At 37.2% G+C, this 25,318-nt stretch carries 21 protein-coding genes, 1 tRNA gene and 1 pseudogene; 17 read left to right on the forward strand and 6 right to left on the reverse strand.

The window, feature by feature from the left end; translation table 11 throughout:
- Positions 1–353 precede the first annotated feature (353 nt).
- Positions 354–1,079 carry a S24 family peptidase gene (locus M983_RS04965; RefSeq protein ID WP_066747955.1) on the reverse strand — a complete coding sequence of 242 codons (726 nt, stop codon included), beginning with the start codon at positions 1,077–1,079 and terminating at the stop codon, positions 354–356.
- 866 nt (positions 1,080–1,945) lie between these two features.
- Between M983_RS04965 and M983_RS16990 the strand changes: the two are divergent.
- Positions 1,946–2,119: pseudogene (locus M983_RS16990) on the forward strand (integrase); the annotation flags it as partial.
- Positions 2,120–2,134: 15 nt separating this feature from the next.
- On the opposite strand, the gene M983_RS04970 reads toward M983_RS16990, so the two are convergent.
- A tRNA-Arg gene (locus M983_RS04970) sits at positions 2,135–2,211 on the reverse strand.
- Positions 2,212–2,396: 185 nt separating this feature from the next.
- Here M983_RS04970 and folD point away from each other — a divergent pair.
- The 3 genes from folD (at position 2,397) to fruK (ending at position 4,949) form a co-directional block, all read left to right on the forward strand.
- Complete coding sequence (gene folD / locus M983_RS04975) at positions 2,397–3,269, forward strand: bifunctional methylenetetrahydrofolate dehydrogenase/methenyltetrahydrofolate cyclohydrolase FolD (RefSeq protein WP_066747958.1); 873 nt, start codon at positions 2,397–2,399, stop codon at positions 3,267–3,269.
- Between the two features lie 3 nt (positions 3,270–3,272).
- Positions 3,273–3,485, forward strand: a complete 213-nt coding sequence (gene ybcJ / locus M983_RS04980; protein ID WP_066747961.1) for a ribosome-associated protein YbcJ — start codon at positions 3,273–3,275, stop codon at positions 3,483–3,485.
- Positions 3,486–4,007: 522 nt separating this feature from the next.
- Positions 4,008–4,949 carry a 1-phosphofructokinase gene (gene fruK / locus M983_RS04985; RefSeq protein WP_066747965.1) on the forward strand — a complete coding sequence of 314 codons (942 nt, stop codon included), beginning with the start codon at positions 4,008–4,010 and terminating at the stop codon, positions 4,947–4,949.
- Between the two features lie 88 nt (positions 4,950–5,037).
- Here fruK and cysS read toward each other — a convergent pair whose 3' ends face one another.
- The gene (cysS, locus tag M983_RS04990) at positions 5,038–6,429 is read right to left on the reverse strand and encodes a cysteine--tRNA ligase (RefSeq protein WP_066747967.1); all 1,392 of its coding nucleotides are present in this window, start codon (positions 6,427–6,429) and stop codon (positions 5,038–5,040) included.
- Positions 6,430–6,810: 381 nt separating this feature from the next.
- Between cysS and ppiB the strand changes: the two genes are divergently transcribed.
- The 7 genes from ppiB (at position 6,811) to M983_RS05025 (ending at position 14,566) form a co-directional block, all read left to right on the forward strand.
- Positions 6,811–7,305, forward strand: coding sequence for a peptidylprolyl isomerase B (ppiB, locus tag M983_RS04995; RefSeq protein WP_066747970.1), 495 nt, complete (start codon positions 6,811–6,813; stop codon positions 7,303–7,305).
- Positions 7,306–7,316: 11 nt separating this feature from the next.
- Complete coding sequence (lpxH, locus tag M983_RS05000; RefSeq protein ID WP_066747973.1) at positions 7,317–8,039, forward strand: UDP-2,3-diacylglucosamine diphosphatase; 723 nt, start codon at positions 7,317–7,319, stop codon at positions 8,037–8,039.
- 128 nt (positions 8,040–8,167) lie between these two features.
- On the forward strand, positions 8,168–8,689 hold the full coding sequence (purE, locus tag M983_RS05005) for a 5-(carboxyamino)imidazole ribonucleotide mutase (RefSeq protein ID WP_066747976.1): 522 nt from the start codon (positions 8,168–8,170) through the stop codon (positions 8,687–8,689).
- Positions 8,686–9,753: a 5-(carboxyamino)imidazole ribonucleotide synthase gene (gene purK, locus M983_RS05010; RefSeq protein ID WP_066747979.1), complete on the forward strand. Its 1,068-nt coding sequence runs from the start codon at positions 8,686–8,688 to the stop codon at positions 9,751–9,753. Before purE ends, purK begins: the two co-directional genes overlap by 4 nt.
- 122 nt (positions 9,754–9,875) lie before the next feature.
- A complete protein-coding gene (locus tag M983_RS05015; RefSeq protein WP_066747982.1) occupies positions 9,876–11,135 on the forward strand; it encodes an MFS transporter in 1,260 nt (419 codons plus the stop codon).
- A 40-nt stretch (positions 11,136–11,175) separates the two neighbouring features.
- Entirely contained in the window at positions 11,176–12,204 is a 1,029-nt protein-coding gene (locus M983_RS05020) for a mechanosensitive ion channel family protein (RefSeq protein WP_066747985.1), read from the forward strand.
- A 205-nt stretch (positions 12,205–12,409) separates the two neighbouring features.
- The gene (locus M983_RS05025) at positions 12,410–14,566 is read left to right on the forward strand and encodes an ornithine decarboxylase (RefSeq protein WP_066747988.1); all 2,157 of its coding nucleotides are present in this window, start codon (positions 12,410–12,412) and stop codon (positions 14,564–14,566) included.
- 100 nt (positions 14,567–14,666) lie between these two features.
- Here the strand turns inward: M983_RS05025 and ybbP are convergent, their stop codons facing one another.
- The gene (gene ybbP, locus M983_RS05030; RefSeq protein ID WP_066747991.1) at positions 14,667–17,108 is read right to left on the reverse strand and encodes a putative ABC transporter permease subunit YbbP; all 2,442 of its coding nucleotides are present in this window, start codon (positions 17,106–17,108) and stop codon (positions 14,667–14,669) included.
- The gene (ybbA, locus tag M983_RS05035) at positions 17,105–17,791 is read right to left on the reverse strand and encodes a putative ABC transporter ATP-binding protein YbbA (RefSeq protein WP_066747993.1); all 687 of its coding nucleotides are present in this window, start codon (positions 17,789–17,791) and stop codon (positions 17,105–17,107) included. Before ybbA ends, ybbP begins: the two co-directional genes overlap by 4 nt.
- Here ybbA and tesA point away from each other — a divergent pair.
- The 5 genes from tesA (at position 17,762) to M983_RS05060 (ending at position 21,615) form a co-directional block, all read left to right on the forward strand.
- Positions 17,762–18,391 carry a multifunctional acyl-CoA thioesterase I/protease I/lysophospholipase L1 gene (gene tesA / locus M983_RS05040; protein ID WP_066747995.1) on the forward strand — a complete coding sequence of 210 codons (630 nt, stop codon included), beginning with the start codon at positions 17,762–17,764 and terminating at the stop codon, positions 18,389–18,391. The two genes, ybbA and tesA, sit on opposite strands and share 30 nt — an antisense overlap.
- An 82-nt stretch (positions 18,392–18,473) precedes the next feature.
- Positions 18,474–19,259, forward strand: coding sequence for an SDR family oxidoreductase (locus M983_RS05045; RefSeq protein ID WP_066747997.1), 786 nt, complete (start codon positions 18,474–18,476; stop codon positions 19,257–19,259).
- Positions 19,260–19,340: 81 nt separating this feature from the next.
- The gene (locus M983_RS05050; RefSeq protein ID WP_066748006.1) at positions 19,341–20,198 is read left to right on the forward strand and encodes a co-chaperone YbbN; all 858 of its coding nucleotides are present in this window, start codon (positions 19,341–19,343) and stop codon (positions 20,196–20,198) included.
- A 41-nt stretch (positions 20,199–20,239) separates the two neighbouring features.
- The gene (locus M983_RS05055; protein WP_066748009.1) at positions 20,240–21,163 is read left to right on the forward strand and encodes an SPFH domain-containing protein; all 924 of its coding nucleotides are present in this window, start codon (positions 20,240–20,242) and stop codon (positions 21,161–21,163) included.
- 2 nt (positions 21,164–21,165) lie between these two features.
- On the forward strand, positions 21,166–21,615 hold the full coding sequence (locus tag M983_RS05060; protein WP_066748012.1) for an NfeD family protein: 450 nt from the start codon (positions 21,166–21,168) through the stop codon (positions 21,613–21,615).
- Here M983_RS05060 and cueR read toward each other — a convergent pair.
- Positions 21,608–22,021, reverse strand: coding sequence for a Cu(I)-responsive transcriptional regulator (gene cueR, locus M983_RS05065; RefSeq protein ID WP_066748015.1), 414 nt, complete (start codon positions 22,019–22,021; stop codon positions 21,608–21,610). The genes M983_RS05060 and cueR overlap by 8 nt on opposite strands.
- Positions 22,022–22,157: 136 nt before the next feature.
- Here cueR and copA point away from each other — a divergent pair, with 136 nt between their 5' ends.
- The gene (copA, locus tag M983_RS05070) at positions 22,158–25,121 is read left to right on the forward strand and encodes a copper-exporting P-type ATPase CopA (RefSeq protein WP_066748017.1); all 2,964 of its coding nucleotides are present in this window, start codon (positions 22,158–22,160) and stop codon (positions 25,119–25,121) included.
- The last annotated feature ends 197 nt before the right edge of the window (positions 25,122–25,318 follow it).

Genomic DNA, 25,318 nt, shown 5'->3' on the forward strand with positions numbered 1-25,318 from the left:
TTAACTATTGATATCAACTGACTTTTTAACCTTGTCATTTCTAAAATGCATTGCCTCTTTAGAAATAATCACTGACATTTTGATGTATTAACTTTGATCCAAAATTATTCAGTGATTTCGCTAAAAATTCATTCTAAGCGTTACTAGTGATCAAAAAGCATTCATTGTATTCATCGATAGCGTCATGCTTTCGATTCATCAAATTTACCTCAAAGATAAATTAATTGCAATTGCTAATTGATAAAAAATCTATCAATTAGCATCATAAAATGTTAATTTAATGATAAATAAGAGAAAATAACATTACCAAAAAGATAAAAAATCAGTATTAAGCTGGCTAGAGAGATAAATATTTAACCTAGTCTTGTATAATGCATATCCCATTTTCCAACAACAAACCCATTTATTTGAAACTGGTCTTCGTTATTAGCATCAATCTCCCACTTATCATATGCTTTGTTATCACTGATAACTAAGAGCCTATCACCTAATAATTGTAATCTTTTTATATGCATAGCTTCACCGAATCTAAATGCATAAATTCCATCACTAATAAATTTTGTCGTTGTTATATCAACAATAACTAAAGTGCCAGGGTCGATAGTACCACTCATACTATCTCCTACCGCTGTTACTATGCGTAAAGCGTTAGCATTTCTGCCACCAAATAAACGCTTAGCATGTTCAGGTACTAATTCAACCGCTTTTACTACATTAAGATAATCATTATTCAATCTCCCACCTCCACAGCTGTATTCCATTTCAAGCTGATCAATTCTGTATATACAATCAGTATTTTTATTTGAAATACTTTCCAATAAATAATTATTATTTATTACTTTTGAGGGTTCAGATTGATGAATATTATCAAGCCATCCGTTTGTTAATTCTAATGAAAGTTCAATTCTACGTGCAATTAAATCTCCAATATTTCTTGATGGATTATCGCCACTTATTTGACTTAATTGAGCAGGATTCAAGCCTGCACGCTCTGCAAATATTGCCTTGTTAATCCCTTTTCTTGCATATTCACTAATCAACGAACGCAAATTCATGCGTCTTATATCTTTAGTTTCCATAGATAGATACTCGAAATTAATATCAAAATGATAAAAAGTTAATATAAAACATTAATTTTTCCGATAAGTTTATCAAAAAGATAAAGTTTCATATCTTTTAATATAGCAAAGATAAATAAAAATGGGCAGACTGAGGATAATGAGCAGTGGTTAAATTCTTTGAAAGCAGTTATTTCTTCTATATTGTTAGTTTGTATAGTAAAAAATCAAGTTAGGAGGACTCCAAAATAATATATGTAAATATATTACACATCTATTCGTTGCCATGCATCACGATAAGCAAAGGCAATAAAATAGTCATGTTTATCTTATTTAATTTTATGCGCTATGTATTTTTGATTCTCGGTATACGCACACAGCGAGTAAGTACAGGTCATAATTAACATACTAGACAGCGATAATGCTACGCTTTTATTCCTATAAATTTAATTGATTTAACTATTTCAATAGTTAGTAATACCAATTAGTTATTTTTAAGTTAAATATTAAAATATAAATGTCTCAAAATGTTGTTTATATATGAAGGTTCGTTTTTGTGCCTATTTAGCCTAGCTTTCCTTGCTAGGCATTTTTTTAACTATTTTTCAATTTCCTGTATTGCTTTCTTGTCTATTTCTAAATAAGCGCCTTTAATCAGTTCAGAGTAGGCCTTTGTAAATACTCCGTTCTAATGTCATTGTACAAATACAAAGTTTGCTGTTCATTTTCGACAATCACTTATCTGAGATGCAAATCTTCTTGCTCAATTGACTTGCTAAGTCGTGCGGTGAGTTCTAACTAATAAAAAATAACTGTTACTCAGAATGCAGGGAATAATAATGAAACGTACTAGACAACGTTTTATATACGAAACTAGTAAATAATGACTATTAGCACTACAAGAAATGGGAGGTTGGGAAAGTATAGAAATGGTTAGAAGGTATGCTCATCTAGCACCGAATCATTTGACAGAACATGCACGTAAAATTGATGACGTTTTTAATGATAACGACACAAATACGACAAAAAGCAAAAACCAAGTTGGATTAAAATTAGCATAACTCATTGATTTTAAATGGTACGCCCTACAGGATTCGAACCTGTGACCTACGGCTTAGAAGGCCGTTGCTCTATCCAACTGAGCTAAGGGCGCCTTGAGGAAGGCATCAGCTATCATGCTGATAACGGGAGTGAATTATACGTTTAACATTCTGAGAGTCAACGATTTTTCGACGTAATCAAACTGAATGGTTAAAATATGGCAACTATTCGACTGACAGATTGCTTATGATCTGACAAAATAACGCCCATACCGTAATTAAAAAATTGGATGTGTAGATGTCAGCAAAAATTATAGATGGGAAATCGATTGCGCAGACCATCAGAAGCGAAGTTGCAGAAAAAGTAAAACAGCGAATTAATGCAGGAAAACGTGCTCCTGGATTAGCCGTTATTTTAGTTGGAGATGATCCTGCATCAGAAATTTATGTTACTAGTAAACGTCGCGCTTGTGATGAAGTTGGCTTTATTTCTCGCTCTTATGATTTACCTGATACAACGAGTGAAGTAGATTTATTAAAGCTTATCGATAAACTCAATAACGATAATGAAATTGATGGTATTTTAGTTCAACTGCCACTTCCAGAAGGAATTGACAACGTTAAAGTGCTAGAGCGTATTCATCCAGATAAAGATGTTGATGGCTTTCATCCTTATAATGTTGGTCGTTTATGCCAGCGGGCACCTAAATTACGCCCTTGTACACCTCGTGGTATCGTGACACTACTAGAGCGTTATAATATCGATTTATATGGTTTAAATGCCGTTATTGTAGGGGCTTCCAATATTGTTGGCCGACCAATGGGGCTAGAACTTTTATTAGCAGGTTGTACAACCACAATTACTCATCGATTTACACAAGATCTACGTTTTCATGTTGAAAATGCAGATTTACTTGTTGTTGCAGTAGGTAAACCTAATTTTATTCCTGGTGAGTGGATAAAACCAGGTGCTATCGTTATCGATGTAGGAATTAATCGCCTTGAAAATGGTAAAGTAGTCGGTGATGTTGAGTTTGCAAAAGCCTCTGAGCGTGCATCTTGGATTTCACCCGTTCCAGGTGGTGTTGGCCCAATGACAGTAGCGACATTAATCCAAAATACTTTACAAGCATGTGAAGAATATCATGACACAGATACAGGAAATAATTAGTTAATGGAAACATTTCATTTAGAAGAACACGATTATGTTGAACTTTGCGATCTCTTAAAGCTTCAAGGCTGGACTGAAAGCGGAGCTGCCGCTAAGAATATGATTGCTGAAGGATTAGTTAGCGTTGATGGTGAAATTGAAACACGTAAACGTTGTAAAATCGTTGCTGGCAAAGTAGTTACTTTTGGTGACTTTACTGTCAGTGTCAGCAAATAATCAACTAAACGATTTATTGCTCGTAAAATAAAAGCGTTACTACCCTAGTAGCGCTTTTGTGATAAACATTTTTAAATTACTTTTTTATTTCTTCATCTTTTCATATCAAAAAAGAGTCTTAAAATTAATTTATTATAAACTTGAAATAAATAGTCTCTAATTAAAAATACACAGTAATAATTACGCATCTTCAATATCGCCAATTATTTTTTAATCCATTGATTTATTAATAAATAAAAATTTTAACTAAAAGGCATTAACAGTAATTTATTGCACTAATATTTTTAACTATTTATTATTATCTATATATGCTAAAACGTAACGCTGTTCTAAATTTATGCAGTGTTCGTTAGTTAAAAGAACTTAATTGATATTATTTTAAACACTATTAGTATGTTCATATCTTATTCTTACCTTTATTTACCTAGGAGATTTTATGCTCAGCCTACCTACTCAAGGTACTTATCTTATTGCTCAGCACCAGCAAAAAATAATACCTATTATTTTAATTAAGGGGTTAGCATGAAACATAAAGTGGCAACAATTACGCTTAATCCTGCTTATGATCTGGTCGGTTTAACACAACCAATAGAATTAGGTGAAGTGAATCGAGTAAAAACAGCGGGATTTCATGCCGCAGGTAAAGGCATTAATGTTGCAAAAGTTTTAAAAAGTCTTGGTATCGATGTCACTGTAGGTGGTTTTTTGGGTAAAGAGAATCAAGACGGTTTTCAAAAAGAGTTTAGTGAATATGGCATCGCAAATCGTTTTCAAATGGTTGAAGGCCGAACACGTATTAATGTCAAACTGACTGAACCAAACGGTAAAGTGACCGATTTTAACTTTTCTGGCTTTGAAATTACCAAGCAAGATTGGGCTCGTTTTGTCAATGATACGCTAAGTTGGGCTGGCCAATTTGATATGATTTGTGTCAGTGGTAGTGTGCCACCGAGTATTAACTTAGATGATTTTACATCATGGATGACTCGCTTACGTAGCGAATGTATGTGTTTGATTTTTGATAGTAGTCGTGATGCTTTTGTTGCAGGTCTCAGAGCATCACCTTGGTTAGTCAAACCAAATCATCAGGAATTAGAAATTTGGGCTGGTAGACCATTACCAGAGCTTTCTGACATAGTTAAAGCAGCTCAAGAATTACGTCAACAAGGTATTGCTCATGTGGTCATTTCATTAGGTGAACAAGGTGCAATGTGGGTTAATGCATCTGGAGCTTGGATGGCAAAGCCGCCTAAATGTGATGTAGTCAGTACAGTAGGTGCAGGTGATTCTATGGTTGGTGGCCTGATTTATGGTTTAATGATGCGCCAAACCAGTGAACATACATTACGTCTTGCAACAGCTGTTTCAGCACTTGCAGTAAGCCAAACCAATGTCGGCGTTACTGATAGAGAAAAGCTCGCTCAAATGATGAATGAAGTTGAATTAATTCCATTAAAAATTTAGTGAAAAAAAGAGTTCCATTTTCTCAAGATAAAAAATATCGGATAATGATTATCCGATATTTTTTTATAGCTTGTTAAAAGTATTTGTCTTAATTATTGCGACGCCATGTTGTCCCCTGAGGACCATCTTCAAGCACAATACCCATCGCTGTTAACGCATCACGAGCTACATCTGCGGCTGCCCAATCTTTATTTTTACGAGCATCATTACGCTGTTGGATCAATTGTTCTATTTGTTCAACCTCGCCATCATCTTCTGAATTGGCACCACTTTGTAAAAAGTGCTCAGGATCTTGCTCTAAAAGACCAAGTACTTTTGCGAGTTTGCGCAAAACTGCTGCTAACCCATTTGCTTTATCCATATCAACATTTTTTAGACGATTTACTTCTCGTGCTAAATCAAATAAAACAGAATACGCTTCTGGTGTATTGAAATCATCATTCATTGATTCAACAAATTTAGCTTCAAATGCCTCGCCACCAACTGGTTTAGCCTTTTTATCTGTACCACGTAATGAAGTATATAAACGTTCTAAGGCTGTACGAGCTTGTTTTAAATTATCTTCAGTATAATTAAGTTGGCTACGATAATGGCCTGATAATAAGAAATAACGAATAGTTTCAGCATCGTAATATGCTAAAACATCACGAATAGTAAAAAAGTTATTCAGTGATTTAGACATTTTTTCTTTATCGACCATCACCATGCCGGAATGCATCCAGTAATTCACATAAGGACCATCATGTGCACAGGTGGATTGTGCAATTTCATTTTCATGATGTGGGAACATTAAATCAGAACCACCACCGTGAATGTCAAAATGATGTCCTAGCTCTTTACTGTTCATCGCAGAACACTCGATATGCCAACCAGGGCGACCAGGGCCCCAAGGTGATTCCCAGCTTGGTTCACCAGGTTTAGACATTTTCCATAAGACGAAATCCATTGGGTTGCGTTTTACATTGGCAATCTCGACACGAGCACCTGCTTGTAATTGTTCTAAATCTTGACGAGAAAGCAAGCCATAATCTGCATCGGTATCAATCGAAAACATAACATCACCGTTATCAGCAACATAAGCATGATTACGCTGAATGAGTGTTTCTGTTAATGCAATAATTTCAGCGATATGGTGTGTTGCTCTCGGCTCTGAATTTGGGCGCAAAATATTAAGCGCATCAAAATCTTTATGCATTTCAGCTAACATACGAGTTGTTAATTGATCGCATGTCTCATTATTTTCAATAGCACGTTTGATAATTTTATCATCAACATCTGTGACATTACGGACATAATTAACATCATACCCTAAATAGCGCAAATAGCGGGTTATAGCATCAAATGCCACAAACGTACGTCCATGACCAATATGACATAAGTCATAAATAGTGATGCCACACACGTACATACCTATTTTTCCAGCATGGATAGGTTTAAATTCTTCTTTTTGGCGAGTGAGAGTATTATAAATCTTTAGCATCAGAGGACGTTCCCGTTTTCAACTGTACGTGTTTATTACGTGTATAAAATAGCGATAATACGATATCTACAATTAAATCTTAATATAACATGATTTTTGTATGGTTATTTGATCTTGAAAAAATGCAAGATAATGACTGACTATATTACTCTGCTCTGTCCTTATTTTCACTGTTCAATCATCATTAGCATGTAATCAAATCACCGTTATTCAATAAAATAGGCTTAAAGGCGCCTTTTGCCTATTTTTTAGCTCAATAACAAACGAAATGCATCATGAAAAAAGATGAATACTGACTAAATAAGGTAACTATGATATAAAAACAACACAATTGTTTCAGCCCAACTCTGGGTAAAGCTAAAATAATATTAGGATCTTAATATGGTTACTTTTCATACCAATTATGGCGATATCGTGATTAAAACATTTGCAGACAAAGCGCCTGCAACAGTAGAAAACTTTTTAAACTACTGTAAAGAAGGCTTTTACGATAACACTATTTTCCACCGTGTTATCAACGGTTTTATGATCCAAGGTGGTGGTTTTGAGCCTGGTATGAACCAAAAAGCAACTAAAGCGCCAGTCAAAAATGAAGCGAACAACGGTCTTGCTAATAATCGTGGTACATTAGCGATGGCACGTACTAACGACCCTCATTCAGCAACAGCACAATTTTTCATTAACGTTGCTGATAACGATTTCTTAAACTTCCGTGCTGAAAATGCTAATGGTTGGGGATATTGTGTCTTTGCTGAAGTGGTTGAAGGCATGGATGTTGTGGATAAAATCAAAGCAGTTTCTACTGGTAACAGTGGTTTCCACCAAGATGTTCCTCGTGAAGATGTTGTCATTAAAAGCGTCACTGTTAGCGAATAAGCTTTTCACTAATGACGACACTTTTTATTGCAGATTTGCATCTAAGTGAACACGAACCGGCAATTACTGCCGGTTTTCTTCGCTTTTTAAAAGAACAAGCCATTTATGCAAAAGCACTCTATATCTTAGGTGACTTTTTTGATTTTTGGGTAGGTGATGATGATCCTAACCCACTACATCACCAAGTTGCACAAGCGCTAATGACATTAAAGCAATCAGGTGTCGCCTGCTACTTTCTTCATGGCAATCGTGATTTTTTAATTGGTTCGCGCTTTGCAAAAGAAAGTGGTATCACCATTCTTCCACAAGAAAATATTCTAGAAATCTATCAACACAGTATATTAATCTTACATGGTGATACGCTGTGTATTGATGATGATGCTTACCAACGATACCGCAAAAAGGTTCATAATAAATTTATTCAGCGCCTATTCTTAATGCTACCGCTGTTTATAAGACTGCGTATTGCCGATAAAATGCGAGCTAAAAGTCAGCATGCTAATCAATATAAATCTGAAATGATTATGGATGTTAACTCTCAAGCAGTCATTGATACGTTTAAACAATTCAAGACCAAATGGATGATCCACGGTCATACTCACCGCCCTGCTATTCACACTGTAGATATAGATGGTGAAACTCATTATCGTGGTGTATTAGGAGCATGGCATACAGAAGGCTCCATGTTTAAAGTCACTGAAGATAACATCGAATTTATTCAATTCCCGTTTTAGAGCTACTGTAATTTATCATCCCGATAAGCTTTTTTCTTTACGCAAACGTTTTCCTTGCTATGTGAGCGTGATATTATCATGCTCAGTCTATCAAGATCTATTCTTATGCTTACAGGAGCAGTTAAGTAATGTCTTCTCAAGTTGGTCTCAATAACACCTCAGCACGTATCGCTATCGTAATGGGTTCTAAAAGTGACTGGGCAACAATGTCTCATGCGGCAGAAGTACTCAATACACTTAAAATCCCTTACCATGTTGAAATTGTTTCTGCTCATCGTACGCCAGATAAACTGTTTAACTTTGCTGAAAATGCAAAAGAAAACGGTTTTGACGTAATTATTGCAGGTGCTGGTGGGGCCGCTCATTTACCAGGCATGTTAGCAGCAAAAACATTAGTTCCTGTTTTAGGTGTTCCTGTGCAAAGTGCGGCATTAAGTGGTATTGATAGTCTCTATTCTATTGTACAAATGCCCAAAGGCATTCCAGTGGGTACATTAGCCATCGGTAAAGCCGGTGCTGCAAACGCAGCATTATTAGCAGCTCAAATATTAGCATTACATTCACCTGCTATTTTTAATGCACTGAGTGCATGGCGAAAATCTCAAACTGATGATGTGTTAAATAATCCTGATCCTAGAGAGGCACTATGAAACCGGTTTGTGTGCTAGGTAATGGTCAATTGGGTAGAATGCTACGACAAGCTGGCGAGCCTTTAGGTATTACTGTATACCCTATTGGTATTGATGCTGAACCAGAGGCTGTGCCTTATCAAAAGAGCATAATAACGGCTGAAATTGAACGCTGGCCAGAAACACCATTAACAAAAGAATTGGCGCAAAATACCAATTTTGTTAACCGAGAAATATTCTCACTGCTTGCTGATAGACTTCCTCAAAAGCAACTTCTTGATGATCTCCAAATAGCAACAGCGCCTTGGCAACCTTTAACCTCACCTGATGAATGGCCTGCTATTTTCGCGCGCTTAGGGGATTTTATTATTGTAAAGCGTCGTATCGGTGGTTATGACGGTCGAGGGCAATGGCGAATTAAGCCAAGCGAAGAACACCAATTACCTGATGAAATTTATGGCGAATGTATTGTTGAGCAGGGTATTCCTTTTTCAGGTGAAGTTTCGTTAATCGGAGCAAGAAATAGCCAAGGTGACTGTGTTTTTTACCCTTTAACACATAATCTTCACCAAGACGGTATTTTACGCATGAGTGTCGCATTACCTGAGACAATGCCAACATTACAACAATCTGCTGAAAAGATGCTAAGCGCAATTTTAAATAAGCTTAATTATGTTGGTGTAATGGCAATGGAATGTTTTATTGTCGGTAATAAGCTGTTAATCAACGAATTAGCGCCTCGTGTTCACAATAGTGGTCATTGGACACAAAATGGCGCATCAATTAGCCAATTTGAATTACACTTACGTGCTATCTCAGGTTTACCAATGCCAACGCCTGATGTTTGCCAACCTAGTGTTATGGTCAATTTAATTGGAAGTGATATTGAACCTCAGTGGCTCTCTTTACCTTTAGTGCATTTGCATTGGTATGAAAAAGAAGTGCGCCCAGCGCGTAAAGTTGGACATCTAAACCTCGTTCATAGCGATAAAACCTCTCTTCAACGCACATTAACTTCATTAAGCCCCCTGCTTGATGAAAGTTATCAAGCGCCTATCAATTGGGCTTTAGAAAAATTAAGCTAGCAGTCCGACTCATAAAGTTAGAGAATGATACCCATTAAATCGGTAGACCTTTAAATAAAGGTCTACTTTTCGCCATTTTCTCCTGATAATTCAGGTTACTGCACCCGTTCTATGGAGTCAGGATGCAAACCACGCAACACATTTTTAGTCCCATTTATCAGTGGAGTATGCTGATATTATTGGGATTGGTTTATTTTTTAGCGACTGCAACCACGTTTACCTCTCTAGGTGTTGTTCTGCCTAGTATGATAAGTGAATTAGAGTGGAATTGGACACAAGCGGGTCTAGGTTTTACCTTATTAGGTTTAACGTGTGGCCTTGCTAGTTTTTTGCCTACCTTATTGATACGCAAATTAAATGTACGATTAACGCTACTTATTGGACTACTTATATTCGTAAGTGGTTTCTATTTTTTATATGAAACTTACACTATCACGCGTTATTTTTTAGGTACAGCGTTGTTAGGTATTGGCTTTACGCTACTCGCTACAGTTCCAGGAACCTATGTCATTTCGCGCTTATTTGAAAAGCAATCATTTGCTTTTGGTGTCTATTTTACAATAGGCGGATTAGGTGGCGTAGCAGGACCATGGATCTACTTTTTAGCTAATCATCTTTGGCATACATGGCGTATGCATTGGTTAATTTCCGCTATCACACTTTCAGTTATCACATTAACAACCATTTTATGTTTACGTGAAGGCAGTAAAGAAAGAGAACATGCGGATAAGATAAGCCGTTTACAATCAACAAAACGAATTTACCAAACCAAAGAAATTTGGACTGCTCGTCATGCATTAAAAACATGGCAGTTTTATGTTATTGCAGCAACTTATACCGCATTTTTATGGTGTGGAATTACCGTAAATAGCTTTGCTGTTGCACATGTGATTGAAAATGGCTTTGGTGAAACGATTGCTGCTACATTACTCAGCACGATGGCATTTATTAACGCTTTTTCTCGTTTAGCCGGTGGGGCTATTGGTGAGTGGCTAGAACCTAAAAAATTACTGATTGCGAGCTTAAGTATCATTATTATCGGATTACTATCGCTAAGTATGGCAACATCTTGGTTCTATCTTATTTTATTTACAGTATGTGTTGGTATTGGATATGGCATGACATTTTTAGCCTCAAGTGTTTTATTGGCTAACTATTTTGGCCGTTCACCTTATCTCGAACTCTTTTCTGTTATGAATTTAATTTCAACACTGGCCTGTTTAGCGCCTTTCTTTGCAGGGGCAATTAAAGACATGACGGGAAGTTTCACCCCTGCATTCTTGCTATTAGCAGTACCTGTTTTATTGATTTTGGCGGTAACACTTTTTATGAAACCACCTGTTTATCCTAATTTTCAGCATGCAAGTAAAAAACAGAAATAAAGTGCATTATGCCAGTGATATATAAGGAAAATGTGAACAGATGAATGATGAATTGCTAATGAAATACATTATAGGTGTGGGTATCGCTCTCGCCTGTTTTATTTGCTTTTGTATTGTCTCTTTTTTTCAGCATAAAAAAGCCAGACGTCGCAGAAGTATTATTATTCATATTAGCCAAGCTTTTTTACTCTGTAGCCTAGTTATTATCCTAAGCCAATATGTTGATATGGCGATAGTTGATTTTAAACTCCATTTTATTTCTTTTACTTGGGTTAATTTCATCACTTACGCTGCTATTGCATTAATTGTTATGCGTAAATGTTTTTTACTCATTAACCGATTAGAGCAAAGTCAAATTAAAAAGGGCAGCGATCCCACATCGGCCCGCATTATTTCCCGCATATTTAAAATCTCTTTATTCGTTATTATTCTTTTATTATTTGGTGAGCATTTCGGGATGAGCTTATCAGGATTAATGACATTTGGTGGTTTAGGCGGTATCGCTATTGGTATGGCAAGTAAAGACGTGATGAGCAATCTCTTTTCCGGAGTCATGCTCTATTTTGATCGCCCTTTTAATATTGGCGATTGGGTTCGTTCTCCTGATAGAAATATTGAGGGTACCGTTGTTGAAATTGGCTGGCGTATTACCAAAATCATAACCTTTGACCATCGCCCACTATATATTCCTAATTCAGTTTTTTCTTCAATTAGTGTTGAAAACCCAGGCAGGATGACAAATAGGCGGATTGAAACAGAACTGGGTCTGCGTTATGAAGATTCAGATAAAGTAGGTGCTATTGTTGAAGATATTCGCACAATGCTAGCGCAAAACCCCAAAATAGATACTCAACAAACAATGTTAGTCTATTTTAATCAATTTGCAGATTCTTCTTTAAATATTATGGTGTATTGTTTTACCAAAACAACTGTATGGGCAGAATGGTTAGCAGCACAACAAGAAGTTTATTTAAATATGATTGAAATAGTCCATAAACATGGTGCTGATTTTGCGTTCCCTTCTCAGACTATTTATGTTGAAAAATCCTCACCTGTCACCCCACAATAATCAAGAGTAATCATGAAATAGATAGGCTTTATCTTAATAAAAGTCTATCTATTAATCATAAAATCTCAGTAATCTCTCGTCTTCCTATAAAATAATTATTCATATAATCAGCATAAAACAAACTTTAGTTTTAAGATGTATCAATCGTAGGCACAAGCAAGTATATTATTTGTCTAATTTATCCGATTGATAGAAAGCAAGACGAATGAATAAAATGACGTTGGCGTGTAACCCTAATATCTCACACTATTTTTCTACTCAGCGCCCCATTGTTGATATTGAGAAAGCAAATCTAGTTCATGTTTCTGCTATTGTGCTTTCACTCAACGAGGTTGCGAATTTAGAACGCATTTTACAAACTGGTTTTCAATTACCCGTATTTATTGCTGTTAATCTTAACGACACTTTACCCGCTCACTTACTTAATCAAATAACCGGTATTGTTATTACAGAAGAAAGCGCATATCTAAAAAACAGCGAACTTATCAATAATGCAGCAACAGAATATGAAGAAGGCCTAAAAACACCGTTTTTCTCACGCTTAGTTAATTATGTTGCGCAAAAAAATGTGGCATTTGATTGTCCTGGACATCAAGGCGGTGAATTTTTTCGTCGTCATCCTACCGGTGAGCAATTCTATCAATATTTTGGAGAAAATATCTTCAAAGCGGATCTTTGTAATGCGGATGTGGATATGGGTGATTTACTTATTCATGAAGGTGCACCTCATGATGCTCAATCATTTGCAGCCAAAGTCTTTAATGCGGATAAAACCTACTTTGTATTAAATGGCACATCATCATCAAATAAAGTAGTCCTTAATGCATTATTAGCACCAAATGATTTAGTGCTCTTCGATAGAAATAATCATAAATCAAACCATCACGGCGCATTAATTCAAGCAGGCGCAACACCGATTTATTTAGAAACAGCACGTAATCCTTTTGGATTTATTGGTGGTATTGATGCGCATTGTTTTGAAGAGGTTTATTTACGTGAGCAAATAGCAGAAATTGCCCCTGAGCGCCAAAATGAGAAGCGTCCTTTTCGCTTAGCAATAATACAGCTAGGTACGTATGACGGAACTATTTATAATGCAAAACAAGTAGTTGATAAAATAGGTCATCTTTGTGATTACATTTTATTTGATTCAGCATGGGTGGGTTATGAGCAGTTTATTCCAATGATGAAACAGTGCTCTCCCCTACTACTGACTCTAAATGAAAATGATCCTGGTATTCTGGTTACCCAATCAGTACATAAACAATTAGCGGGTTTTTCTCAAACCTCACAAATACATAAAAAAGATGCACATATCAAACAACAGCTACGTTATGTAAATCATAAACGAATGAATAATGCCTTTATGATGCATGCTTCAACTAGCCCTTTTTATCCTTTATTTGCAGCATTAGATGTCAATGCAAAAATACATTCTGGTAAAAGTGGTGAAGCAATGTGGATGACGTGTGTTAAACAAGGAATAGAGGCACGTAAGACGTTATTAAAACAGTGCCAATTTATTAAACCTTTTATTCCAGAACGAATTGATGGCGTACTTTGGCAAGAATATGACACAAATGAAATCGCACAAGATAAGCGATTCTTTAATTTTATTCCTAATGAACATTGGCACGCTTTTGAAGGTTACGCTAATAATCAGTATTTTGTTGATCCCTGTAAATTAATGCTCACCACTCCGGGTATTGATCCTCATACTGGAGAATATGAAGATTTTGGTGTTCCAGCTTCTGTTTTGGCTAATTATTTACGGGAGCACGGCGTTATTCCTGAAAAAAGTGATCTAAATTCTTTACTATTTCTCTTAACGCCTGCGGAAACGGATGAAAAATATCAACACCTTATTTCTTTAATTGCCAGATTTGAAAAACAACTAATTGAAGATACACCATTAGAACTCGTATTACCGTCTCTCTATCGTCGCTATCAAGAACGTTATCAAAGCTATACGTTACGTCAACTATGTCAGGAAATGCATGATATTTGCATAAAGCAAAATATTAAATTACTGCAAAAGCAAATGTTTAGAAAAAGCCATTTTCCTAAAAGAGCATTAAGCCCACAACAAGCGAATATTGAATTTGTTCGCGGTAATATAGAGCTATTACCGCTACATCAATTACCAGGGCGTATAGCCGCAGAAGGTGCTTTACCTTATCCACCAGGTGTATTGTGCGCCGTTCCTGGTGAAATTTGGGATGGTGCTGTTTTACGTTATTTTCAAGCGCTCGAAATAACGTTGAATCAACTCCCGGGGTTTTCAACAGAGCTTCAAGGTGTCTATATTTATGATAATAACGAAGGTAAAAAACAAATTTATGCGTATGTGGTAAAAGAGTGAACCAAAGAAATAACTCCTACACTATATACCGTTATTTTCGTTTGCCGAAAAAAATGCTGATATAAAAATATCAGCATTTTATTTTTAAATTAGATATTGATTATTCACCCTGAATTCGGCGATATTGTCCTTTATCTTGTAATAAACGCACACCTAATACCGTACCACAAAATGACAATAGCAGTGCCCCTAGGATAGGAACTAATATCCACATTTTCCATTGTGGTTGCCAAGGAAAATTAAACACCGATTTTTGTAATAAACTTAAAGCAACTTCAGCGCCAATTGCCGCAGCCACTCCAGCCATTAACCCCAGTAAAGCAAACTCAGCCCAAAGAGTACGTCGTAATAATGATTTGCTAGCCCCTAATGTGCGATAAACCACCAGCTCAATACGCCGTTGTGTCATGCCAACTTGAATTTGGGAAATAAGTAATAAGCCACCACAAATAATGACTAATCCCACCATGATTTCCAAAGCTCTACTGACTTGCTGTAAAATTTGCTGTACTTGCTGAATTAAAGCGCCTGTATCTAATACACTTACAGTCGGGAATTGACGATTAAGTGTGGTAATTAATTCACCATTTCCATCATAATAAAAACTACTCATCCATTTTTCAGGCTGATTACTTAGTCCTTCTTCTGAAAAAATAAAAAAGAAATTAGGACGTAAATTTTCCCAATCTACATGGCGAATACTGGTTACTTCTGAGCTAAATTCACGTGTATCGCCCACAAAGGTCAGTTTATCACCTAAACGTATCGCTAATTTTTCAGCAACACCTTGATCTATTGAAACACCATTACCAACAGGCGGCCAACTCCCTTCAATAATCACATTATCTTTTGGTAATTCGCTATGCCATGTCAGATTGAGCTCACGACGTACCGTATTATTACCGTTATCATGCTCATCAGCCCACTCTTTAGCATTATTGCCATTAATCTGTGTTAAACGTGCTAACACTACAGGATAAGCATCTGTTGGCGTAACATCATATTTTGCGAGTAGCGAATTAATATCAGCAACTTGCGACTTTGACATATTAATAAGGAAATAATTAGGACTATCTTGCGGTAATTGCTGTTGCCATTTATCTAATAAATCACCTTGAATAAGTACTAACAGTGTTAATAGCATAAACGATAATGCAAATGCTGCTAATTGAGTCATTGTTTGAAATGGTTGTCTCAATAGGCGGGTTACCGCTAGACGCGCACTTAATTGGCGAAATTTAAACTGTTTTAAAATCCAAAGCCCACCCCAGCCAATAATGCCTAATAAAAAGGCTATCACAACTACGCCTAATAAAATTGACCATAATAAAACACCAGTACCCGCAAATAGGGTTAAAGTTCCAACAACGATAAGCGCTGTAATCGGGAGGTAATAGCGAAGAGGCCAAATAGACGCTGTTGTATCATGTCGTAACACTCTTGAAGGCTGTGTGGACATTAATTGATGATAAGGTCTAATTCCTGTTAATAATGCAATTAACAATAAAGAACCAACAGACCATACCCAAGGCAAGAAACTCGCATCAGGTAAACGTTTCGGTAAAACGGGTGCTAATATCTGTAAAAGGATCGTTTCAAAGAGTAACCCAATTAGTGAACCAACAATAATAGCAGCTAGAATAATAACGCCCCATTGCCCTATTATCCATTTCCGTAGTGCGCGTTTATCTGCACCTAATGTTTTTAAAACAGCCACTAATGTATGACGGCTACGACAATAATGTGTCATTGATACCGCCACCGCAGATATTGCCAATAATAACGTCAGTAATGCACAAAGAAGTAAAAAGTTTTTTGCTCTTTCCATCGATTGGGAAAGAATGCCGTTATCCTGCTTTAAGCTACTCCAGCGTTGATCAGGCTTTAATAACGGATCATATTTTTGTTGATAATCCTCAATTGCTGATTCATTACCAGCAAGCATATAGCGGTAAATTAATCGACTTCCTGGCTGTACTGCACCTGTTGCATCTACATCATCAAGACTCATTAAAACACGGGGCGCTATTTGAAAGGGGTTAAATCCACTATCGGGTTCTTGAACAAGTACGCCACTGATAGTTAGTGTTGCGTCACCAACATCGATTTGGTCACCAACTTTAATATCTAACAACTCAAGTAATCGTTCACCAACTAATGCATGCCCTTTTTCAGGCTTCATACTCGCAGGCTGTGTTTCTAACTCACCATAAAGTGGATATAAATTATCAACAGCTTTTACTAACGCTAATTGTGGTGTATCCCCTTCAGGGGCATAAGACATCGTCGTAAATTGTATTTGACGGCTAAGTGATAAACCTTGTTTTTGAGCATCTAACAACCAATTTTCATCAACGGGATAGGCTGCACGTAAAACCAAATCACCTGCGATTAAATCACGGCTTTGTGCATAAATACTTTTATCAATTCTATCGCCAATGCGACCTAATGCAAGAACACAAGCAACCGCTAAAGCGAGTGAAAACCAAACAATAAGTAATGCAGGAGAGCGCCACTCACGCCAAAACCAACGCCAAATCATGACTCCTCCTTAAGTTTGCCATCAACTAACCGTAAGCGTCTCTGACAGCGGGCTGCTAACTCATTATCATGGGTAACAAGAATAAGCGTTGTTGCATAATCACGATTAAGTGAAAACAGTAAATCAGCAATTTTATCACCAGTTTTACGATCAAGATTACCCGTAGGCTCATCAGCAAAAAGAATGGCTGGTTGTGTACAAAAAGCTCTAGCAAGCGCGACTCGTTGTTGCTCGCCACCTGATAATTGAGCAGGCATATGATACAAACGCTCTGACAATCCTAACTGTTTTAATAATTCAATAGCACGTGAATGGCTCTGTTTTTCTGACTCACCTTTTAATAATGCGGGAAGCTGCACATTTTCAAGTGCATTCAATGTAGGAATTAACATAAATGATTGGAAAACAAAACCGACATGCTGAGCCCGTAAAATGGCTCGCTCTTCTTCATTCATTTTAGTCAGATCTTGTCCCATTAATTTAACTTGACCAGCTCCCCCATCATCTAATCCAGCAATAATACCAAGTAAGGTTGATTTCCCTGATCCAGACTCACCAATTAGCGCAATTGTTTGTGCAGACTCGACAACAAGCTCAACACCCTGCAATATAGAGATCTGACTATCACCTTGTCCTACTTTTTTGGTTAACTCATGAACTTCAAGAACCTTTTCCTTCGACATACATTTTTCCTTATCGTTATGATGGTGTTTAGCTTTAAGGCCACAGCAACGGATACTTTTTTGATCTTCGGTGACAGCTTAAGTGCTGGATATCGGCTTTCATCTGAAACAGCTTGGCCACAACGTCTTGCAGATAAATGGAAAGCAACTTATCCTGATATCAATGTGGTAAATGCCAGTATCAGTGGCGAAACGGCATTCCAAGGTCAAAATAGATTACCGGATTTATTAAAACAGCATCAACCTCGCTGGGTATTGATTGAGTTGGGTGCAAACGATGGTTTGCAAGGCTATCCTGTTGCACAAACTCAAACTTCATTACAAAACATCATTACTCAAGTTAAGGAAGCGGGCGCAACACCTCTTTTTATGCAGATTATGATTTCACCTAATTATGGTAAGCGTTATACACAATCATTTTCAGCTATTTATCCTAAACTTGCAGAAGATAATGCTCTACCTTTAATTCCATTTTACATGGAACAAATAGCAGATAAACCACAGTGGATGCAAAACGACAGTATTCATCCCAACGAAGATGCACAACCATTTATTGCACAATGGATGGATAAAACGTTATCTCCTTACTTAACACATTAAACGGTTAATATATTAAATATTTAGCTAATCAAACTATTCTGACAGTAATTAACCTAGATTATACGAGATTAATTGTAAAATTATGCAAAAAACGGTATTGATTACAGGAAGTTCGAGTGGAATTGGCCTTTGTGCAGCAATAACATTACATAAAAGAGGGTATAGAGTTCTTGCGGCTTGTCGTAAAGATGAAGACCTACAACATGTGAAAACACTAGGATTAGAACCTATAAAACTCGATCTTGATGATCCTGAAAGTGTAGAAAAAGCAGCATTAGAGGTTATTCGTCTCACTAACGGCCATTTATATGGATTATTTAATAATGGTGGCTTTGGCGTTTATGGCGCGTTAGGCGCTATTGATCGTCAAAAAATGGAAAAGCAATTTTCCACTAATTTTTTTGGAATGCATCAACTAACGACACTATTATTACCGGCAATGCTACCGCATCATGAAGGCAGAATTATTCAAACAAGTTCTGTTATGGGGATTATTTCCACTCCAGGTAGAGGTGCTTATGCAGCGAGTAAATATGCTGTCGAGGCATGGTCTGACGCGCTCAGAATGGAGCTTAAACAAACGGGTATCAAGGTAAGCTTGATAGAACCAGGACCAATACATACACATTTTACCGATAATGTTGCTCAAGCAGAAAGTGATAAGCCTGTAAAAAATCCGGGTATTGCGAGTCGTTTCACATTAACGCCTGATGATGTTGTGAAAACACTGATTCATGCTTTAGAAAGCACAAAACCTAAGATACGTTATCCCGTAACCCTACTCACACATGTCGTCAAAGTATTAAAACGTTTTTTACCTGATAGACTTATGGATGCAATTTTAAGTCGCCAAAGTGGTAAGGCTTGAATCTTGAGGTTTTATCCTTATTTATTGATAATATAGATTAATATTTGCCATTTATTTTAATACTCTCAAAGGGACACGCTAATGTTAGCAACTGCACATATTGTCGATGTAAATGAATCGAATATTCAGCAAATTATAGAACAATCCATGACAAAACCTGTCATGATTTACTTCTATTCAGAGCGAGAGCCACGTTGTGCAGAACTAAGCACAACCTTAGATAAATTAGCGGCTGAGTTTGCAGATCAGTTTGTTTTAGCTAAACTCGATTGTGATACACAACAAATGATTGCTTCACAGTTTCGCATAGAAGCACTACCTACTGTTTATCTTTTGCAAGAAGGTCGTCCTGTTGACGGTTTTCAAGGTTTTCAACCTGAAAGAGCTATTCGCCAAATTTTAGCAAATGTCTTACCAAGACCTGAAGAACTAAAAGCCGCTAAAGGTGCAGAACTTCTCGCTGAAGGCAAAGCAAGCGAAGCACTTCCTTTACTCAAAGAGGCTCACCAACTTGCGCCTCAAAATAGTGAAATTACCTTAGCATTATCAGATGCATTAATTGCATTAAATCAATACGATGAAGCTCAGGAGTTACTTTCAATAGTTCCACTACAAGATCAAGATAGCTACTACCATAGTTTGATAGCCAAAATAGAATTGCAAAAACAGGCTGCTGATACACCTGAAATTCAGCAATTACAAAACGATTTTAATCAACAACCTGAAAATAGCGAACTTGCTATTCAACTTGCACTTAAATTACATGAAGTAGCAAGAAATGAAGAAGCGCTTGAAATACTGTTTAGCTTCATTAAAAAAGATCTGAATGCTGGAGATGGGCAAGTTAAGAAAACCTTTATGGATATCTTATCTGCATTAGGAACTCATGATAGCTTGGCATCTAAATATCGTCGTTTAATGTATTCTTTACTCTATTAATCGATACATTTTCTTGTTTAAAACAGACTTAGGACAGAGATATGGAAATTGTCATTGGTGTAATTATTTTATTTGCTATTATCGTCGTCTTTAGTGGCGTAAAAACTGTTCCACAAGGTTATCAATGGACTGTTGAGCGCTTTGGTCGTTATACCCGTACACTGACTCCAGGTCTTCAACTATTAGTACCTTTTGTTGATCGTGTTGGTCGTCGTATCAATATGATGGAACAAGTTCTCGATATTCCATCTCAAGAAGTTATCTCACGGGATAATGCGAATGTTAGTATTGATGCAGTCTGTTTTATTCAAGTTATCGATCCTGTAAAAACAGCTTATGAAGTTAACAATCTTGAGCTTGCGATTATTAACTTAACGCTGACAAATATTCGTACTGTATTAGGTTCTATGGAGCTTGATGAAATTTTGTCTCAGCGTGATCAGATTAATGGTCGTCTATTAACAATTATAGATGATGCAACTAACCCTTGGGGTATCAAAATCACTCGTATTGAAATTCGTGATGTTCGCCCACCACAAGAGCTAATTTCGGCAATGAATGCGCAAATGAAAGCTGAGCGAACTAAACGTGCTGATATCCTTGAAGCGGAAGGTGTTCGCCAAGCGGCAATTTTAAGAGCAGAAGGCGATAAACAATCTCAAATTCTTAAAGCAGAAGGTGAGCGTCAATCGGCTTTCTTACAAGCTGAAGCCCGTGAGCGTGCAGCAGAAGCTGAAGCGAAAGCAACACAAATGGTTTCAGAAGCAATTGCAAAAGGCGATATGCAAGCGATTAATTACTTTGTTGCACAAAAATATACAGAAGCCTTATCACAAATTGGTTCAGCTGAAAATAGTAAAGTTGTCATGATGCCATTAGAAGCCAGTAACTTAATGGGTGCTATTGGTGGTATTTCTGAACTTCTTAATAGCAAAAATAGTGGCTCTAGCAAAAAGAGTAATTAATCATGATTGAATGGATTAGTGCTCAACCCGTGCTTTTCTGGCTATGTCTTGGTGGCTTGCTGTTAATTGCTGAAATGCTAGGAACAGCAGGTTACCTATTGTGGTCAGGAATGGCAGCACTGTGTGTTTCATTAATTGCATGGCTTTTACCCATTGGCTGGCCTCTTCAAGGTATTTTATTTGCCATTTTGACGGTTATCAGTGCGATTCTTTGGCGTATTTGGCTAAAACGCAAAAAATTGTCAAAAGAAGCAGAAAATTTAAACCAAAGAAGCCACCAGCTTATTGGAACAAAAGCTATTTTGCTCTCAGATACGGAAAATGGCTTTAGCCGAATAAAGCTTGCTGATGGTAGCTGGCGTGTTTATTCAGACACGCCATTAAAAGCCGGTGATAAAGTACAAGTTATTGCTATTGATGGCATCACATTAACGGTTGTGCCCGCTATATAGACTGCTTATCGTGGTGACAACATCCTGATAAATGATTGATGATGGGGCAATCTGCGCCATCATCACCAGGACACTCATTTGCCAATGAGAGAAGACGCTGACGAATCGCATTTAATTCATTAATAGTCTTTTCTATTTCTGCCACTTTTTTTAATGTCGCCTCTTTTACATCGGCACTATGACGAGAAGGATTTCTAAATAGCATTAATAAAGAACGACACTCTTCAATATTAAAACCGACTTCACGTGCTTGACGCAATAATGTCAACTCTTCAATATGTTGAGGTTGATAATAACGATAGCCGTTCTCACCACGTTGAGGTGGTGTGATTAAATCTTTTTCTTCATAAAATCGAATAGCTTTCGCTGTTAAACCTGTTTTATTTGCAATTTCACTAATATTCAAAATTCCCCCTTGACCTTCCCCTTGCGGAAAGGTTTAGCCTTTGTCTCATATAAGAAAAAACCTTTAAGGAAAGCAAGTTATCCAATATTGAGCAATAATAGAGATAATCGCTTTTTTATCTTGGAGATAAATAATTATGGCAAAAACTACACTACTCGCGTTACAAGGGCTTTCATGCTCCCACTGTATTAACAGTGTAAAAAAATCATTGGATGCGCGCAATGACGTAGAACACTCAGCTGTCACTATTCAATACGCTAAAATTGAAAGTGATGCAACTGCACAAAGCTTGATTGATACTATTAAAGAGGCTGGCTATGAAGCCAGTATTGCAACACAACCTGATGTTAAATTAAACCTTAATGGACTAAATTGCATGAAATGTGTAGAGAAAACACAAAAAGCACTTTTAGCCGTTGATGGTGTTATAGATGTCAATGTTACAAAAGAATCAGCGGAAATTTTTGGTGATGTGACCGCAGAACCTTTGATTAGCGCTATTGAAGCTCAAGGTTTTCATGCAAGCTTATCAGCTAAAAATGATACACCAACGAATAAACCCATTGAGTTAACACTTTCTGGCTTAAGCTGTGGGCATTGTATTCAATCTGTAAAAAATGCACTTGATAAGATTGATGGTGTTGAAAACGCTGTGGTTGAATTAACGCATGCAAAAGTAATAGGCTCTACTGATGTGCAAACGCTTATTACTGCAATTGAAGAAGCGGGTTATGAAGCTGAATTAGCAAGTGGTGACTCCCCAAAAACTAAGCCGCTGACGCAAGATAATACTCAACTGGAAGCATCGTCAGCGGCTGTATGTGATATTCCAGTTGATAAAGTTACGTTAAATAATGACACAGATACCAATATGGACATCAATGATGATGGTAGCGTTCAGTTATTAATCGATGGCATGACCTGTGCGAGCTGTGTGAGCAAAGTACAAAAGGCATTACAAAGCGTTGATGGTGTTGAAAATGCACGCGTTAATCTTGCTGAACGCAGTGCATTAGTCACTGGTGATGTTTCTCATGATGCCCTTGTTAGTGCTGTCGAAAAAGCGGGTTACGGGGCTGAAATCATTCAAGATGATACTAAACGTCGTGAGCGCCAACAAGAAGTTGCTGTTGCTAATATGAAGCGTTTTCGCTGGCAAGCAATACTCGCCTTAGCCGTGGGTATTCCTGTAATGATTTGGGGAATGCTTGGCGATAATATGATGCTCAGTGAGTCTAATCATAATATCTGGTTAACCATTGGTATGGTAACATTGGCTGTTATGATTATCGCGGGTGGTCACTTTTACCGCAGTGCATGGAAAAGCTTAAAAAACGGTAGCGCAACCATGGATACCTTAGTTGCACTAGGTACAGGTGCTGCTTGGATCTATTCAATTACCGTAAACTTATGGCCTGATATCTTCCCATCGCAAGCCAGGCACCTTTATTATGAAGCCAGTGCGATGATTATTGGTTTAATTAACCTAGGTCATATGCTTGAACAAAGAGCAAGACAACGCTCTTCAAAAGCACTAGAGCGCTTGTTAGATCTCACTCCACCAACAGCTAGGGTTGTTACTGATAACGGTGAAGTTGAAATGCCACTTGCTGATGTTAAGCGAGGCATGATTTTACGTTTAGCAACAGGTGATAAAGTGCCTGTTGATGGTGAAATAACGCAAGGTGAAGTGTGGATGGATGAGGCAATGCTGACTGGTGAGCCAATTCCACAACAAAAATCTCAGGGTGATACTATTCACGCAGGGACTACCGTTCAAGACGGTTCTATCTTATTTAAAGCAGCCGCAGTAGGTAGTCAAACAACCTTAGCACGCATCATCAAACTAGTGCGACAAGCACAAAGTAGTAAACCTGAAATAGGTCAAATTGCTGATAAAATCTCAAGTATATTTGTACCCGTTGTCGTTATAATTGCCTTAATTTCGGGTGCTATTTGGTATATATGGGGACCTGCTCCACAAATTACTTATGCTTTAGTTATTATCACAACAGTACTTATTATTGCATGCCCTTGTGCATTAGGCCTTGCAACACCAATGTCTATTATTTCAGGTGTAGGGCGCGCTGCTGAATATGGTGTATTAGTTCGTGATGCTGACGCGCTACAACAAGCAAGTCAACTTGATATATTAGTGTTTGATAAAACGGGCACCTTAACAGAAGGCATGCCACAAGTAACTGATATTCATATTTTTAACCAAGTTAGTGAAGATGACGTATTAACACTTGCTGCTGCTCTTGAAAATGGCTCTAATCATCCATTAGCAAAAGCGATTTTAAGCCGTGCTGAACACCTTGATTTACCTGAAGTAAAACAATTCCGTACTTTAGCAGGGATGGGCTTAAGTGGTGAAATTGCGGGTAAAAAAGTACTCTTAGGTAACCCTAAATTAATGGATGAATCAGGGATTGATATCAGTGAAGCCAAAACATTAATTGATAAACAAGCCGCTAAAGGTGTTACACCAGTATTATTAGCGCAATCAGGCAAAATAGCCGGTATTCTTTCTATTCGCGATCCATTAAGAGAAGATACTATCAGCGCATTACAACGCTTACATCGTCAAGGCTATCGCTTAGTTATGTTAACGGGTGATAATCCAATTACTGCGAATGCAATTGCTAAAGAAGCGGGTATAGACCAGGTTATTGCTGGTGTGATGCCAGAAGGCAAAGCTCAAGCGATTACTCAATTGCAATCAGAGGGGCGCCGTGTTGCGATGATAGGTGATGGGATAAATGATGCCCCTGCTCTTGCTAAAGCAGATGTTGGTATCGCGATGGGGGGTGGGAGTGATATTGCTATAGAAACCGCGGCAATAACTTTAATGCGCCATAGTTTACATGGTGTAGCTGATGCACTAGAGATTTCCAAAGGGACGTTACGCAATATGAAGCAAAATCTATTTGGTGCTTTTATCTATAACACTTTAGGTATTCCTATTGCAGCAGGTATTTTATATCCCTTCACGGGTACATTGTTAAATCCTGTAGTTGCAGGTGCTGCCATGGCATTGTCTTCCATTACGGTGGTCAGCAATGCAAACCGTTTATTACGATTCAAACCTAAACAGTAGCATAAACAAATAATGAGTTTCTTAAAATCACTTTTATCCATAGGTAAAAGTGATTTTTTATATTAATAACTTATTGATTTTTATAATTTTAGATAAAAAAATAGCCGATATCACTATCGGCCAGTCAAAGAGGAATTTTTCATTATACAAGAGAGTCATGACTTTGCCCTCTTAACCCTAGAATAACAATATATTAT

The sequence above is a fragment of the Proteus myxofaciens ATCC 19692 genome (assembly GCF_001654855.1).
Classification (GTDB): Bacteria; Pseudomonadota; Gammaproteobacteria; order Enterobacterales; family Enterobacteriaceae; genus Proteus; species Proteus myxofaciens.

What these genes read in the sequence shown, in the direction of transcription:
- ybbA (WP_066747993.1), bottom strand. Translation starts at nt 17,791, where the DNA reads ATGTCGAAGGAAAAGGTTCTTGAAGTTCATGAGTTAACCAAAAAAGTA.
- purK (WP_066747979.1), top strand. Translation starts at nt 8,686, where the DNA reads ATGAAACCGGTTTGTGTGCTAGGTAATGGTCAATTGGGTAGAATGCTA.
- M983_RS05025 (WP_066747988.1), top strand. Translation starts at nt 12,410, where the DNA reads ATGAATAAAATGACGTTGGCGTGTAACCCTAATATCTCACACTATTTT.
- lpxH (WP_066747973.1), top strand. Translation starts at nt 7,317, where the DNA reads ATGACGACACTTTTTATTGCAGATTTGCATCTAAGTGAACACGAACCG.
- tesA (WP_066747995.1), top strand. Translation starts at nt 17,762, where the DNA reads ATGAACTTCAAGAACCTTTTCCTTCGACATACATTTTTCCTTATCGTT.
- ppiB (WP_066747970.1), top strand. Translation starts at nt 6,811, where the DNA reads ATGGTTACTTTTCATACCAATTATGGCGATATCGTGATTAAAACATTT.
- fruK (WP_066747965.1), top strand. Translation starts at nt 4,008, where the DNA reads ATGAAACATAAAGTGGCAACAATTACGCTTAATCCTGCTTATGATCTG.
- M983_RS05050 (WP_066748006.1), top strand. Translation starts at nt 19,341, where the DNA reads ATGTTAGCAACTGCACATATTGTCGATGTAAATGAATCGAATATTCAG.
- copA (WP_066748017.1), top strand. Translation starts at nt 22,158, where the DNA reads ATGGCAAAAACTACACTACTCGCGTTACAAGGGCTTTCATGCTCCCAC.
- M983_RS05055 (WP_066748009.1), top strand. Translation starts at nt 20,240, where the DNA reads ATGGAAATTGTCATTGGTGTAATTATTTTATTTGCTATTATCGTCGTC.
- ybbP (WP_066747991.1), bottom strand. Translation starts at nt 17,108, where the DNA reads ATGATTTGGCGTTGGTTTTGGCGTGAGTGGCGCTCTCCTGCATTACTT.
- M983_RS05045 (WP_066747997.1), top strand. Translation starts at nt 18,474, where the DNA reads ATGCAAAAAACGGTATTGATTACAGGAAGTTCGAGTGGAATTGGCCTT.
- M983_RS05015 (WP_066747982.1), top strand. Translation starts at nt 9,876, where the DNA reads ATGCAAACCACGCAACACATTTTTAGTCCCATTTATCAGTGGAGTATG.
- folD (WP_066747958.1), top strand. Translation starts at nt 2,397, where the DNA reads ATGTCAGCAAAAATTATAGATGGGAAATCGATTGCGCAGACCATCAGA.
- ybcJ (WP_066747961.1), top strand. Translation starts at nt 3,273, where the DNA reads ATGGAAACATTTCATTTAGAAGAACACGATTATGTTGAACTTTGCGAT.
- M983_RS05020 (WP_066747985.1), top strand. Translation starts at nt 11,176, where the DNA reads ATGAATGATGAATTGCTAATGAAATACATTATAGGTGTGGGTATCGCT.
- M983_RS05060 (WP_066748012.1), top strand. Translation starts at nt 21,166, where the DNA reads ATGATTGAATGGATTAGTGCTCAACCCGTGCTTTTCTGGCTATGTCTT.
- M983_RS04965 (WP_066747955.1), bottom strand. Translation starts at nt 1,079, where the DNA reads ATGGAAACTAAAGATATAAGACGCATGAATTTGCGTTCGTTGATTAGT.
- cysS (WP_066747967.1), bottom strand. Translation starts at nt 6,429, where the DNA reads ATGCTAAAGATTTATAATACTCTCACTCGCCAAAAAGAAGAATTTAAA.
- purE (WP_066747976.1), top strand. Translation starts at nt 8,168, where the DNA reads ATGTCTTCTCAAGTTGGTCTCAATAACACCTCAGCACGTATCGCTATC.